13 protein-coding genes are annotated in these 15,164 nt (G+C 29.6%); all 13 read right to left on the bottom strand.

The window, feature by feature from the left end; genetic code table 11:
* Window positions 1-204: 204 nt before the first annotated feature.
* The 13 genes from MPF19_RS12585 to MPF19_RS12525 all read right to left on the bottom strand — a co-directional run bounded on the left by MPF19_RS12585 (window position 205) and on the right by MPF19_RS12525 (window position 15,121).
* Complete coding sequence (locus MPF19_RS12585) at window positions 205-2,094, bottom strand: DUF349 domain-containing protein (protein WP_249988512.1); 1,890 nt, start codon at window positions 2,092-2,094, stop codon at window positions 205-207.
* A gap of 250 nt (window positions 2,095-2,344) precedes the next feature.
* Entirely contained in the window at window positions 2,345-3,100 is a 756-nt protein-coding gene (locus MPF19_RS12580) for a shikimate dehydrogenase family protein (protein WP_203394478.1), read from the bottom strand.
* Entirely contained in the window at window positions 3,081-4,088 is a 1,008-nt protein-coding gene (locus MPF19_RS12575) for a DUF368 domain-containing protein (RefSeq protein ID WP_203394479.1), read from the bottom strand. Before MPF19_RS12575 ends, MPF19_RS12580 begins: the two co-directional genes overlap by 20 nt.
* On the bottom strand, window positions 4,089-5,012 hold the full coding sequence (locus tag MPF19_RS12570; RefSeq protein WP_249988511.1) for a polyprenyl-phosphate transporter: 924 nt from the start codon (window positions 5,010-5,012) through the stop codon (window positions 4,089-4,091).
* A gap of 108 nt (window positions 5,013-5,120) precedes the next feature.
* Window positions 5,121-6,332: an ABC transporter permease gene (locus MPF19_RS12565; RefSeq protein WP_249988510.1), complete on the bottom strand. Its 1,212-nt coding sequence runs from the start codon at window positions 6,330-6,332 to the stop codon at window positions 5,121-5,123.
* A 1-nt stretch (window position 6,333) separates the two neighbouring features.
* A complete protein-coding gene (locus MPF19_RS12560) occupies window positions 6,334-7,512 on the bottom strand; it encodes an ABC transporter permease (protein ID WP_249988509.1) in 1,179 nt (392 codons plus the stop codon).
* Complete coding sequence (locus MPF19_RS12555) at window positions 7,505-8,497, bottom strand: HlyD family secretion protein (RefSeq protein WP_203394483.1); 993 nt, start codon at window positions 8,495-8,497, stop codon at window positions 7,505-7,507. Before MPF19_RS12555 ends, MPF19_RS12560 begins: the two co-directional genes overlap by 8 nt.
* A gap of 7 nt (window positions 8,498-8,504) precedes the next feature.
* Window positions 8,505-9,860 (bottom strand): TolC family protein, encoded by a 1,356-nt coding sequence (locus MPF19_RS12550; RefSeq protein WP_249988508.1) that lies wholly within the window; start codon window positions 9,858-9,860, stop codon window positions 8,505-8,507.
* A gap of 27 nt (window positions 9,861-9,887) precedes the next feature.
* Window positions 9,888-10,472: a TetR/AcrR family transcriptional regulator gene (locus MPF19_RS12545; protein WP_203394485.1), complete on the bottom strand. Its 585-nt coding sequence runs from the start codon at window positions 10,470-10,472 to the stop codon at window positions 9,888-9,890.
* Between the two features lie 198 nt (window positions 10,473-10,670).
* A complete protein-coding gene (gene carB, locus MPF19_RS12540) occupies window positions 10,671-13,526 on the bottom strand; it encodes a carbamoyl-phosphate synthase large subunit (RefSeq protein WP_249988507.1) in 2,856 nt (951 codons plus the stop codon).
* A gap of 106 nt (window positions 13,527-13,632) precedes the next feature.
* Window positions 13,633-13,794, bottom strand: coding sequence for a 50S ribosomal protein L34 (rpmH, locus tag MPF19_RS12535; protein ID WP_036820926.1), 162 nt, complete (start codon window positions 13,792-13,794; stop codon window positions 13,633-13,635).
* 127 nt (window positions 13,795-13,921) lie between these two features.
* Window positions 13,922-14,116 carry a hypothetical protein gene (locus tag MPF19_RS12530; RefSeq protein ID WP_249988506.1) on the bottom strand — a complete coding sequence of 65 codons (195 nt, stop codon included), beginning with the start codon at window positions 14,114-14,116 and terminating at the stop codon, window positions 13,922-13,924.
* Window positions 14,117-14,458: 342 nt separating this feature from the next.
* Window positions 14,459-15,121: a hypothetical protein gene (locus MPF19_RS12525; protein WP_249988505.1), complete on the bottom strand. Its 663-nt coding sequence runs from the start codon at window positions 15,119-15,121 to the stop codon at window positions 14,459-14,461.
* Window positions 15,122-15,164: the final 43 nt, after the last annotated feature.

The following is a 15,164-nucleotide window of genomic DNA, read 5'->3' as shown; positions in this document are numbered from 1 at the left end:
ACTTAATCAATTTTTAGCTATATTTGAAAACAGGATTAAACTATAAATAATTTAACCCTGAGTTTTTTAACTTACACAGATTTTAGGATAGTGTCCACGAAATAAATAACTTTACTTATACAATTTTGGAGCACAGCCTATAAACAAAAAAACTCGAAGCCATTCGCTTCGAGTTTTTTGTTTTTATAAAAAGGTCTAAGTAAATTAGTAATCTAATTTCTTAATATAGCTTAACTTCTCTTTCCAAAGAGCTAAATCTACCTTAAACTCCTCTACTCTATTTCTTACATTTAACACCAAAGGATTATCTGCTTTCGCATTAGAAAAGAAACCTAAATTGTTTTCTAATTGCTGAATTTCTTTAACAACTTCATCAATTTTCTTTCTAACAAACATTTGCTCAGAATCTAACTTTCTAACATCGTTATCTGCTGCAAGGCTATCTACAACATGTGTAAACTTTAACATTGCAACTTCATTCTTATCTAAATCTAAACCTCCTAAAGCTCTATCTATTAATTTATTAAACTTACCATCTATATGCCTAGCGTTTCTTGGCAATACACCTAATTCTCTCCAGTTATTTATAACTTCAAAAATTTCGTCTTTCGTAGGTTCTTTTAACTCTTTTATTGTTTCTAAAAATGCTTTTTTAGCATCTACAACTTCTTGTTGTTCTTTATTTAAAGAGTTCTTTTGTTCGTGATATCTATCAAAATAATGGTTACAAGCTGCTTTAAAACGTTTCCAAATATCATCAGAAAATTTACGAGGTACATGACCAATTTTTTTCCAATCTGCTTGTATTTTCTTTAAAGTATTTGTCGAAGATTCCCAATCATCACTTTCTTTTAAAGATTCTGCAAGTTCAATTAACTCCATTTTCTTCTTTAAATTCTCTTGCTGATCATTTTTTTCGTGTTTGTAAAAAACATTTTTAGCACTATTAAATTTCTTTGTAGCCGCTTTAAATTTTTGCCAAACTTCTTCACTTTTAGAATACGGAAGCTTACCAGCATTAAAATACTCTTGTCTTAATTCTTCTATATCTTTAATACTTTTTTGCCAATCGTTATGCGTTTTATTATTAGCCGTATCATAAGCATTTAGCTTTTCAACCACCACTAATTTCTTTTCTATAATTTCTTGGTGTTTAGAACGCATTTCTCTAAAATGATCATGTCTTCTATCATGAATTTTTTTAGTAGCTATACTAAATGTCTTCCATACATCTTCCCTCATTTCTTGAGAAACAGGTCCAATATCTTCTTTCCAAATTTTATGTAAATTCTGAAGTTCTTTAAAAGCAATATTAATATCTGGTTCTTCTGCTAATGCATTTGCTTTATCAATGATTTTTAATTTTTCTTCTAAATTATGTTTAAAATCTAAATCTCTAAAATCATTACTTAAATGTAGTAAATCGTAAAAACGCTCTACATGATGATGAAATGTTTTCCAAGTATCATTGTAGTGGTTTTTAGAAACAGGACCAATCGTTTTCCAAGAATCTTGCAACTCTCTAAAACTTTTATACATGGTTGCTGTATCTGCATTTTCAATTAAATCTTTTAATTGTTCAATAACAGAAAGTCTTTTTTCTAAATTAGAAGACAATTGCTTATCTAAATCGTTATAATGAGCATCTCGCTGTTTTTTGTAATCAGACAACAGCGTATTATAATCAGCTTTTATAGGGCTAGAAAATTGAAAATCAATAGAATTACCACCTTCTTCTAAAAAAGCAGCTTTCTTTTCTGCTAAAAGAGCACCAAATTGTTGGTTAAAAGCACTTTTAATACCTTCTACTTGGTTTTTAATTTTTTGAACAGGGTTATCAGAAAGTGTTTTTTTAAGTTCTGCAACTAAATCTTCTAAAGATAATTTAGAGTAATCTACCGCATCAGATTCTTCCTCTTTCTCGGTATCTTTTTCAGCATCTACAGCAATAGATTTCTCTATTTCCTCAACAGCAACAACGGTATCATCCGTATCCTTTATAATTTCTTCAACTTCAACTTTTGAAGTTTCATTTACAACTTCTACTATTTTCTTTTCCGTCTTTTCAACGTTTTCATCGTTATTTTCTAACATATCTACAATGTTTAAGGTCTACTATAATACACTATTATATATCTTATAAAGATACAGACAACTTACTAAATCTACAAACTATCTAACTATAAAAATATAGCGTTTAATTATTTTTTGGGCGTTCCCTTGCAGGTCGGGCTTTCCTTTACAATCTTTTTATTCATACTTCATAAAAAGGATTTCCAATGCAATCCCTAACGCGCTAACTTGCCAACAAAAATAGAACTCCTATACTTTCATACAATTTTTGTTACGTATTCCAAATTCTCCAAGATTCTTCTGCTTGTAACTGCAACATTTCATATCCATTTTTAATAGTTGCTCCTTGTGCTTTTCCTTTCGCTAAAAAAGTAGTTACTTCTGGATTGTAAATTAAATCGTATAACAAATGGTTTTCTGTAATAAACTGATATGGAATATCTGGACATCTATCCGTATTTGGCGAAGTACCAACTGGTGTAGAATTGATAATTATCTGATACTTTTCCATAACAGTTTCCGTTAAATCTTGATACGAAATTTCTTTTTTACCTTCTGGGTTTCTAGAAACAAATTTAAATTTAATATCATTCTTTTTTAAAGCATACGCAATGGCTTTAGAAGCACCACCAGTACCTAAAATTAAAGCTCTTTTATGCTGTTTTTTTATCAACGGAAATATCGATTTTTCAAAACCAACCACATCAGAATTATAGCCTTTTAGGTTTCCTCTTTTAGTAAATTTAATAGTATTAACCGCACCGATTTCTTTTGCCGTTTTATCTAATTTATCTAAGTATTTCATTACAACTTCCTTATAAGGAATGGTAACATTAATACCTCTTAGTTTATCTCCTCCTTCTTCTATTAAGGACGGAAAATCTTCTATTTTTGGTATGTCAAAATTAACATACTTACATTTTTTTAAATCCAGTTTTTCAAACTTTTCTGTAAAATAACCACGCGAAAAAGAGTATTCAATATCTTTTCCTAATAAACCAAAAACTTTATTTTTTCTTTCTTCCATAAAAATCTATTGCTAAAATTAACAAAATACCTATTGCTATATAAAACATAGCAAACCACGTTTCTGTATTCGAAAAATCAGGAACAAATCGTTCGTAATTTTCTACTATTTTATTTCCTTTTTTATCAATTAAATAACTACCGTCTGTTTGTAAATAAATTACTTTTTTCCAAGGCCAAACAATCCCCAAAGAACCGGTAATAAAACCAATAATAAGTGCATTTACAATTTGATGCCAACGTTTTAAAACATATCCTAAAACATGGCTAATAGAAACCAAACCGAAAGCAGAACCTGCTGTAAAAACACCAATTATCTTTAAATATCTTATTTTAATTGGATCTGACAAAACTTTAAAATCTCCTGATAATAAACTTGCAATTACACTAGATAATACGTTTACAGAATCTACCAATAACAAAACATAATTTCCTAAAAGGATTAAAATAAAAGACCCAGAAAGCCCAGGAAGTGTCATACCAGAAACCCCTATAATTCCGCAAACAAAAACAAACCAAAGATTGTCATTTTCTGTTGCTGGTGTTAAAAAGCTTATTCCTATTCCTATAGTAGCTCCAATAATTAAGGAAAGTATATTTTTAAAATCCCAATCTCCAAAGTCCTTACCAATATAGTAAATAGAACCTATTATCATTCCAAAAAACCAACTCCAAACATACAACTCAAAGTTTGCCAAAAAATAATCTAAAACTAAAGAAACACTAAAATAACTAAAGATACTCCCGCCCATTATTAATAGCAAAAATGGGCCATTTACATAGCTGTAAAAGCTTTTAAAACGACCATTAAAAAGTAATTTAAAAGCTTTTAAATTTATCTTTCTAAACGAATAAATTAACTCTTCATAAAAACCAAGCACAAAAGAAACAGTTCCGCCAGAAACTCCGGGAACCTTGTTTGCAGCTCCCATAGCCAACCCTTTAAAAAAGAGGCTTAATTTCTGTAAAAAAGTTCTTTCTTTTACCATTTATTTTTTATCCACTGCTAATCTTTCCATTCCTAAAATAAGTACAAAACCAACAACAGCCAATACAATTGCCATGGTTAATTCTGCTTCTCCACTAAAAGAAAAAGGACTTACACTTTGTTGATTAAAGGGTACTTCTACTCCATGAGAATTTGTACGCCATGTTAAGGTTTCTTTCCAAGGCCAAATTTTATTTAAAGAACCAATTATAAAACCAGTTAAAGCTGCTAATGTTATATTTTTATAATGTTTAAACAACCATTTTAAAATACGAGAAAAAGTTAATAAACCAACAACTGCACCTGCCATAAACACTAAAATTGTTTTAAAATCTTTGTTATTTAAAGCATCCAAAACGGGCTTATATGCACCTAATAATACTAAAATAAAAGAACCTGAAATTCCTGGTAAAATCATTGCACAAATTGCTATTGCTCCTGCAAGAAATATAAATAAAGGAGAAGAATTTTCTGAAACTAAAGGATTTAAAGTTGTAATATAATAGGCTAAAAAAGCTCCTAAAACTAATACTATAAAAGAAATAACGTTCCATTTTGTAATTTGTTTTGCTATGTAAATAATACTAGCCAATACCAAACCAAAAAAGAACGACCATAATAAAATAGGCTCATTCTCTAATAAATATTTAATAACTTTTGCAAGAGAAAGAATACTTATAAATATCCCTATAAATATCGAAGCTAAAAAGTTTCCGTTTAGTTGTGTCCAAGCAGCTTTTACCCCATCTTGTTTTAAGGTCTTAAATAAACCCAGATTTACGTTGCTAATAGAACCTAATAATTCTTCATAAATACCAGAAATAAAAGCAATTGTACCTCCAGAAACGCCAGGAACCACATCTGCTGCTCCCATAGCCATTCCTTTTAAACCAATAACTATATAGTCTTTTATATTTCTACTCATTTTAAGTTTCTTTTTTTAGAAAAACGAAGATAATAGAAATTTGAGAAAGATTAAGAAAAGCTTAGTTATTTCAAGTATTTCAAATCAAAAAAAAGCAATATCCATATTTTATAATTCCTTTTTTAACATTACCTCTTTTTTTGCTCTTAATTTTAAAGAGATAGCGGCAATCACAAAATAAATAATTGTTAGAAACCATAAATGATTCCATTCTTTTACTACATCTAAGAAGGAAGCTTCCATTTGCGTTAATTTTACAAAGCCATTCATACCTGGTGTTGATGGAATTATTTCTGATATAAATTTAAAAAACGGCGTAAATCCTTCCGCAGGAAAAGACAATCCGCTTAACATTAATGACGGAATAGAAAGCAACACTAAAAAAACAATAGAATCTTCTCTTCTTTTAAAAAAGGAACTGATAGAAATGCCTAAAAATACTACAGAAAATATATACGGAATTATAAATACATAGATGGTAAATAATGAAGAACGTACTGGAATTCCGAATATAGAATAAACAATTCCAACTTGAATTGGAATAATTACCAAATAAATTAAAGTATATAAACAAGCTTTTGCCAATAAAATAACTATTACACCTCCTTTATGTAATATTCTTGGAAATTCTGTATGCGTACTTATGGTTTCTCTTCTAGAACCACTTAAAAGTCCAATGCCCATCAACAATACCAATTGAATAATCAACGCCGTTAACATTGGTATTAAGTAGGTTGCATACCCAGAATTTGTATTAAATAAACTGGTAGATATTGCTTTTATTGGTGTATAATTTTTCTGAGCCTCATCTAAAGATACACCTTTCGCCATCTCTTTTTTTATTGCTATTCCTGCACTAAAATATCCACTAACCGTAGTTACATCTCCTAAAACACGTTTGTAAAACAACATATTTGCAGCATCAGAAAAAGTTGTAATCGTAGTTTGTTTACCACTTCTAATATCCTTTTCAAAATTCTTTGGAATCATAACAATACCTTGAACTTTTCTAGAATAGTAAGCTACCTTAGCGGCTTCTAAATCTGTGAATTTGGTTATTGTTTTTGTGCCCTCAGTAGCTTCTAACATAGCAATATAATCTCTACTCATTTTAGTACCATCTTGGTTTACAATGGCTACAGGAACTTCTTTAATTATCTGATTAGAGTATATATACGTATACACTACTAAAATAAGTAGTGTTACAGATAAAAAAGTACTTACTACCGCTTTATCCGATTTAATTGAATTCCATTCTGTTTTAAACGTATTCCAAAATGAGATTTTTCCTTTATAATATGATTTATAGTAATTCTTCATTTTAAATGTTATGCTTAAAACTACCTTTTAAAAACAATCTTTTTAATTTAAACCAACTTAAAAAAATTGGCACAATACATAAAACAACTAAGATAATTATTGATTTTAAAGAATAAAATACTGGAAACCCCCGCTGTGATTGGTCTAATAATAATTCAAAAAAATGTGTAAATGGAAAAATCTGACTTAACCATTGCAATATTTTTGGCATTCCAAAAATTGGAAATGTAATCCCTGAAAAAGATAGACTTACTGCACCAAAACCAGAACCAATTGTTAAGGCTTCCCTAAAACTACTACCTACCGAAATAAAAAACAAAGCGAATGATTGATTGGCTAATATTAATAAAAGTAACCCAACAAGTACCATTATTTTACTTCCAGAAAACGGAAAATCTTGCCAAACATACATACTTAACAACGTAACAATACCTACCAACAAAAACCAAATTGTATAAGGTAACACTTTTCCTAAAATAATAGCAGGCATACTACCGTTTGCAATGCTTAACAACTTATTTCCTTTACTAAACTTTAAATCTGCTCCAAAACAATAAATAGTGGTTAACATCACAAATAACTGAAAAAACATTGTTAAAAACCCGGTATTTAAATAATAAGAATAATTTGTATACGGATTAGACAATACATGATTATTAGCTTTTATAGGTTGATAATTTACCAATGCTTGTTGCATTGAAACTCCTTTTTTACGTTGCTTTTCTATATTTACACCTGCCGATATTGTACCAATAACTTTCCGAAAGGCTTTATATTCTAATCCACCAGCCAATAATAAATTACTATTGTATTGATTGATAATATTTACTTGTTTACCACTTTTTAAATCTGCTTCAAAATTCTGAGGAATGGTAATAACACCATACGCTTTTCCCAACCGAATTAATTCTTCTCCCTTTTGTTGATTCATAGGAAAAAAACCTATTTTAATCTCTGGAGCGGCATCTAATTGCGCAATTACATTTCTAGACGTTGCCGTATGATCTAAATCTACAATAGCTACAGGTAAATCTCTGGCAACACCTTCACTTAAAAGCGCATTGAAAAACAAAATAGAAACAAAAGGCAATATTATGGCAAGCATAAAGGACGACTTGCTATTAAATAACAGCGCTATTTCTCTTTTTGCAATCCGTAAAGAGGGTTTCATTTTACTCATTAAATTGAGAATAATCAATTAAAATACTCATTCCAGGTCTTAATGCTACTTCTTTTGTAAGTGGTGCAGCTTTAATTTCAAACGTTCTCACATCAAAATCTCCGGTTGCTTTTGTTGCATTCCAAGTTGCATAATCACCCAAAGCAGCTACGTAATACGTTTTAAATTGTACCTTTTTATTATTTAAAGCAGGAATCGTTGCTTCAAAAACACCCTCTTTTTTAAAATTGAAAAGACTGGTTTCTTTAATATTTAAAATAGCATAACTATTAGCCAAATCTACCAAATGAACCACAGGATATCCTGCTCCTATTAATTCTCCTTCTTCTGGTAAAAAATTAAGAACTTCTGCATCTATAGGTGCAATAATATTACGTTCATTTTTATAACCTTCTAACTCAGTTAAAGCTCCATCGGCTTGTTTAACCAAAGCAGAAGCGGCTTCTATATCTTCATTTCTAGCACCTTTCTTTGCCATTTGATACATACTTAACGCAGCTTCTTGGTCTTTTAAGGCAACTTCTTTTTTTGCAAATATTTCATCTCGTTGCTGTTCTGAAATCACACCGTCTTTAAATAAGTTTGCCATACGTGTGTATGTTTTACTCATTACATTGGCAGCTGCCGTTGCTTTTTCATAGACACTTTTTGCAGCTCTAATTTCTTCTGATCTTGCTCCGTTTTGTGCTTTACTTTTTTGGGCATTTGCAGCATCTCTTAACGCTAAAGCTTGTTGCTCTTTTGCCATAATTTCTGGACTTAAAAGCGTTGCTAATAATTGTCCCTTTTTTACACTTTCTCCTTCTTTTACTTCAAAAGAATTAATACGTGTAGGTATTTTAGAAGACAAATAAATTTCTTTTGCTTCTATTCTACCTTGTAAAATAACAGATTTAGGTTTCGTTAAAAACCACACGCCTGTAAGTACTATAATTGAAATAATTACAACACCAATTAATGACTTTATAAATTTTGGATTTCTCATTTTACTATTAATTTTGATTTAAGAACGCTGCTGTTTTTCCTGTAAGTACCATTAACTCTCCGTAAGCTACATTGTACTCGTATAAGGCTTTTATTTTATGTAATTTAATTTCTGATAATTTTAAAGTAGCATCCACAACTTCTAAAGAAGTTCCGGTTCCTTCTTCAAAAGCACGTGTTCTCATAAATTTTAATCTATTTGCCAATGCTTCATCAGCATTTAAACTTTCGTATTGTTCTAGTTCTTTTTGCATGGTATTGTAGAGCTTTTCGGTATACGTAGTTAAATTTAGTCGCGCTTGTTTATCAAGTTCTTCAACTTGAGAAATTTTATATTTTGATGCTTTTATTTTATGTTCTCTTTGAAAACCATTAAACAACTCCCACTCTACACCAACACCTACAAACCATTTTGTATCTACTAAAGGTAAATTATCTTTCCAAAGAATGTATTTTCCAGAAACTCCCACTTTCGGAAAATAATCACTATTTTCTACTTGAACGCCTACTTTTGCTAACTCATGATTTTTTTCAATGATTTTTAACTGTTCATTATCAGACAACATATCATTGGTAAACTCTTGCAAAGGTTTTACAATTGTGGGTTTCGTAAATTCACTATTAAGTCCAGAAATTGAATTTACTCCTATTAAATTCTGCACTGCAGTTGTAGCTAAATCAACGTCTTTTTTAGCAGCTAACAATTCTCTGTTTGCATTAGACAAGGCTACCTTAGCGTTTAAAGTTTCTACTTCCGGAATAATTCCGTTTTCGAAAAACTTATTTGCTTGGTTATTATGCAACAAAATAACGTTATACACTTCTTGTCTTAATTGTACAGCTTCTTGCGCTAATTTTAACTTAAAAAAATAATTTATTAAATTTATAGTTAATTCATCTTCTTTTATTTTATGCTTGGTTTCTGATAATGCTAATTTTATTTCTGATGCCTTATTGGCTGCATTTATTTTTCCTCCAGCATAAATTGGCATCGATACATTTGCTGTAGCAAAACCTAAGTTTTTTTCTTGCAAAGTAAAATCCCAATCACCTAAAACTGCAGTAGGGTCTGTTATACCTAATAAACCACCCACCATATTTTTTTGCTCATTTAAGTCTGCAGTAATATCTTTATCTAAGTGCATATAAGTACCAGAAACACTAACCGTTGGTAAGCGCAATCCCTTTGTCGCTTTGTGTTCTTCTTCCATCGCTTTTACTTCAAAGTTAGATGCTTTTACGTTTCCGTTTTTAGACAACATTAAATCATACGCTTGCCTTAATGTAATATCTTGTGCGTTTGTAAACGTTGTTATAAAACATAATACAAAGGAGAAAAACACTCCTATTCTATTCAATTTCATTTATTTAATTTTTATATTGATATTCATTTATTTTAAAATATTTAAAATATTTTTAGTTAATTTATCTACATCATTGATAGTTACTTCTTGTTCTCCAAAAATATTTTTTCGTGTAAAGTTGATATAATCTACCGCATATACTAAAATGTGATAATGCAATTGATAAACGGTGGTATCCTCTGAAATTTCTCCAGATTTAACTCCAATATTTTTAATTTTTATGATTAAATCGGCACTCTTATGTTTAATTTCATCCGAAGCAAAAAAGTTTTCATTGTGTAATAATTGATAAAAAAACTTCGAAGCATTCGGCTCTTTCAAAAAATAACTAATTCTATTTTTAATAAATGTTTGAAGTAATGGTTTAATACTATTTTGGTTTAATGCCAATAAATTTTCTAACTCATTATAAAGAAAATCTACCTTGTCATGAAATAATTCGTTTATTAAATCTTGTTTTCCGGCATACGTTCTATATAAATAGCCACCACTTACATTTGCTTTTTTAGCAATCATTGCTATAGTAGTAGATTCTATCCCTTTTTCTACAATTGTACGCATCGTAGCTTCTTTGATTCTTGCTATTTTATCCTCATCAATTTTACGTGCCATGCTTTAAATAATTTGCGTCAACAAAGTTATGAATAAATGTTCATTCATTTAAATAATAATCATTTATTTTCTGAAAAAATTAACGTATTCACTCAGAGATATAAGTTAAATATAAAGTTTACTACACAAAAAAACATCCAAATTATTGAAAAAAATTCAACATAAATGGATGTTTTTAAGAAGTTATATACTTGTATTTTATTTATTCAAATACATTTTACGTCTAGAGTATAAATTATAAAAATCATCATCTTTTAAGTTATCTATAAACAAGATACTCTCTCCTGTTGATTTCATTTCTGGGCCTAATTTTTTGTCTACATTAGGAAACTTGTTAAAAGAAAATACAGGTTGCTTAATTGCAAAACCATCTAAATGCGGTTTAAAATCGAAATCTGTTACTTTCTTTTCTCCTAACATTACTTTTGTAGCATAATTTACATATGGTTCTTTATATGCTTTTGCTATAAAAGGTACTGTTCTAGAGGCTCTTGGGTTTGCTTCAATAATATAAACAATATCATCTTTAACTGCAAACTGAACGTTTATCAAACCTACCGTTTTTAGTTCTCTCGCAATTGTAAAAGTATGATCTTTAATTTGTTGCAACACAAATTCACCTAAATTAAAAGCAGGTAACGTAGCATTAGAATCTCCAGAATGAATTCCACAAGGTTCTATATGTTCCATAATACCTATAATATACACATTACCATCGGCATCACAAATGGCATCTGCCTCTGCTTCTATGGCACCATCTAAATAATGATCTAACAATAATTTATTACCAGGCATTCTTCCCAATAAATCAACTACATGTTTAACAAGTTCTTCTTTGTTGATGACAATTTTCATTCCTTGTCCTCCTAAAACATAAGAAGGTCTTACCAAAATAGGGAAATCTAATTCATCTGCTAAAGCCAAAGCTTCATCTGCTGTTTCTGCGATACCAAATTCTGGATAAGGAATATTATTCCTTTTTAACAATTCAGAGAAAAGTCCTCTATCTTCCGCTAAATCTAATGCTTCAAAAGAAGTTCCAATTATTTTAACTCCATATTTTGTTAACTTTTCGGCTAACTTTAAAGCAGTTTGTCCACCTAATTGTACAATAACTCCTTCTGGTTTTTCATGACGAATAATATCATAAATATGTTCCCAAAAAACAGGCTCAAAGTATAATTTATCTGCCGTATCAAAATCTGTAGAAACCGTTTCTGGATTACAATTAATCATAATCGTTTCATAACCACATTCTGCAGCTGCTAAAACACCATGTACACAACAGTAATCGAACTCAATTCCTTGTCCAATTCTATTTGGTCCAGAACCTAAAACGATAATTTTCTTTTTATCAGTTACAATACTTTCGTTTGCAATTGTAATTTGTCCGTCTGCAGTTTCAATCTCATTTTCAAAAGTTGAATAATAATAAGGAGTCTTTGCTTTGAATTCTGCTGCACAAGTATCTACTAATTTAAAAACACGTTGTACTTTTAATTCTTCTCTTTTAGTATATACTTCACTTTCTAAACAACCCAACATGTGCGCTATTTGTCTATCTCCGTATCCTTTTTGCTTCGCTTCTAGTAATAAATCTCTTCCTAAAGTATCAATGTTATAGGTAGAAATTTCTTTTTGAAGTTGAAATAACTCTTCATATTGCTTTAAATACCACATGTCAATTTTTGTGATATCATGAATCTGAGTTAATGGAATTCCAATAGCAATTGCATCATAAATTGCAAAAACACGATCCCAACTTGCGTAGGTTAATTTTTCTATAATTTGGTTATAGTCTGTGTATCCCTTTCCATCTGCACCTAAACCATTTCTTTTAATTTCTAAAGACTGCGTTGCTTTGTGTAATGCTTCTTGAAAAGAACGTCCAATCCCCATTACCTCTCCAACAGATTTCATTTGTAAACCTAAAGTTCTGTCTGAACCTTCGAATTTATCAAAATTCCAACGTGGTATTTTTACAATTACATAGTCTAATGTTGGCTCAAATAAAGCCGATGTAGATTTTGTAATTCCGTTTTGTAACTCATCTAATGTATACCCAATGGCTAATTTTGTAGCTACTTTTGCAATAGGATATCCTGTTGCTTTAGACGCTAAAGCGGATGAACGAGAAACACGAGGATTAATTTCAATGGCAATAATATCTTCTTTTTCGTCTGGTGAAACTGCAAATTGTACATTACAACCACCTTCAAAATCTCCAATAGAACGCATCATTTTAATAGACATGTCACGCATTTTCTGAAAAGTTCTATCAGAAAGTGTCATTGCCGGTGCTACGGTAATAGAATCTCCGGTATGAATTCCCATCGGGTCCATATTTTCGATAGAACATATAATGACAACATTATCGTTTTTATCACGTAATAATTCCAACTCGTATTCTTTCCAGCCCATCATCGCTTTGTCAATCATCACCTCATGTATTGGTGATGCTTCTAAACCGAAACTTAAAAGTTGGTCAAAATCTTCTGCTTTGTAAACAATAGAAGCTCCTGCCCCACCCAGAGTATAAGATGAACGAATTACTAAAGGAAAGCCAAATTCTTGTGCAATTTCTTTACCTTTTAAAAATGAAGTTGCTGTTGCTTGAGGCGCCATAGGCACATCAATCTTTAACATTAACTCTCTAAATTGTTCTCTATCTTCAGTAATATTAATGGCATCAATGTCTACACCAATTAACTTTACATTAAAATCTTCCCAAATTCCTTTATCATCTGCTTCAATACAAAGATTTAATGCAGTTTGTCCACCCATTGTTGGTAAAACAGCATCGATTTGTGGATGCTCTTTTAAAATTTGAATGATTGATTTTGTTGTTAAAGGCAACAAATAAATATGATCAGCCATTGAAGGGTCTGTCATAATTGTTGCAGGATTAGAGTTAATTAGAACAGTTTCGATTCCATCTTCTCTTAAAGAACGTAGTGATTGTGAGCCAGAATAATCAAATTCACATGCTTGTCCAATAACAATTGGTCCAGATCCAATAATTAAAACTGATTTGAGGTCTTTTCTTTTTGGCATTGTAAGTTGTTGTGTTATTTAGTTTTACAAAAATAGTTAGTGCTTGGGTATAAAAAAAGGTGTTACTTAAAAAAAGTAACACCTTATATTAACAATTGTTAATCATTTATTTTTTATGTCTAGTTTCCGTAGAAACAGAAATTTTCTTTCTTCCTTTAGCTCTTCTTCTAGCTAAAACCTTTCTACCATTAGCAGAAGCCATTCTTTCCATGAAACCATGTTTATTTCTTCTCTTTCTCTTTGACGGTTGGTAAGTTCTTTTTGGCATTATCTGTATTTTTAAATGTCTTGTATTATTATTTTACTGCTTAAAATTCTACTCATTTAAAGCGTTGGCAAATATACAACTGTTTTTATTTATGACAAACACTATTTTAAAAAAAAATCAAAAAATATTACTTTATCTTTTTAAGAAGTTTTTTCATTGTATTTTCTGATAAACTATAAAAGTTTTTATAATTTGAAATTGGTTGTGGTCTTAGCGCTCTTGTCTGCATATCTTTATTTTCTATAATAAAAACTTCGTCTTTGCAATTCATATAAAACAAAATACCTCCATTTATTAAATCAATAATTTTCACAAAAGACATCGCATCAGCATTAGAATCATTGAACCGTCCTTTACTATTCTAAGCAAAAGAAACATCATTCAGATCTTTTAAATATAACCTTTTTGTTAAAATCACATAATCTATATCTGTATTCTCTTTTAAAAAGGTTATCTATTATAAGTAATCTGATATCCTAAATAAAAGAAATAATTAATTTTCCTTTTTTATTTTTGAAACCTTTCTTTAAAAAAATATTGTTATCTAATTAATCTTAAATAAAGTTGACTAAATACTCTAAATTAGTTGAGTTTTTAAAAGAGTAATGTTTCTAATGTAAATAAGAAAAATACCCAATACATAAACCCAATTTGTAATTAAAACTTATTCAATTCTTCTAAAAATTCTTTTAAAACTCTTTTTTATCAACTGTTGTTCACTTTTATAAGTGGATATTCTAGAGTCATTTTCATAACTATTTGTATCAAAATTAAAGTTTTCATCATCATAAACCACACTTTTACATCTCATTTCTATTAAAACATTGTTATTTTTAATGTCAAAAATTTTAACAAAAACCACAGAACCTCCTAAAACATTAGATCTGTATTTTAAAAAATCATATTGCGGATCATTTGATTTATTTATTAAATCTGGAGTCAGTATTTTAGATAAGATTATATAATCTAAATCTGTTGTTTTTTGCAAAAGTTCAATATTTTCTTTTGTGAGTTCGTATTCTATCGTAAAAGGAATAATTATTTTATCATCAGAGGTTTTATAACTTTCTTTTGTAAACACATTATTCCCTAATTTCTTGGAGACAAAATTTACTAATTGCTCATTATAATCATCACCAATAAATGCATTAATGCTCAGTTGAGTTGTATTTAATAAATAGCGAGCACTTTTATGATGGTCTAATTGTGTATTAAACCATAAATTATTAAAAGTAAAATTTGCTGATTTACGCTGAAATACTTTTGGAAAAATAATAGCACAGCTTGAAAACATTAAAAGACTTAATATTAGTAAGATTTTTTTCAAAATATTTTTTTTTATTTTAAACAATTCAAAAACTATTGCAATT

Origin of the sequence: Polaribacter sp. Z014 (genome assembly GCF_023555435.1) — a bacterium.
Lineage (GTDB): Bacteria > Bacteroidota > Bacteroidia > Flavobacteriales > Flavobacteriaceae > Polaribacter.
The sequence above is the reverse complement of the archived record's forward strand: the minus strand, read 5'-3'. Positions and strand labels throughout refer to the sequence as shown.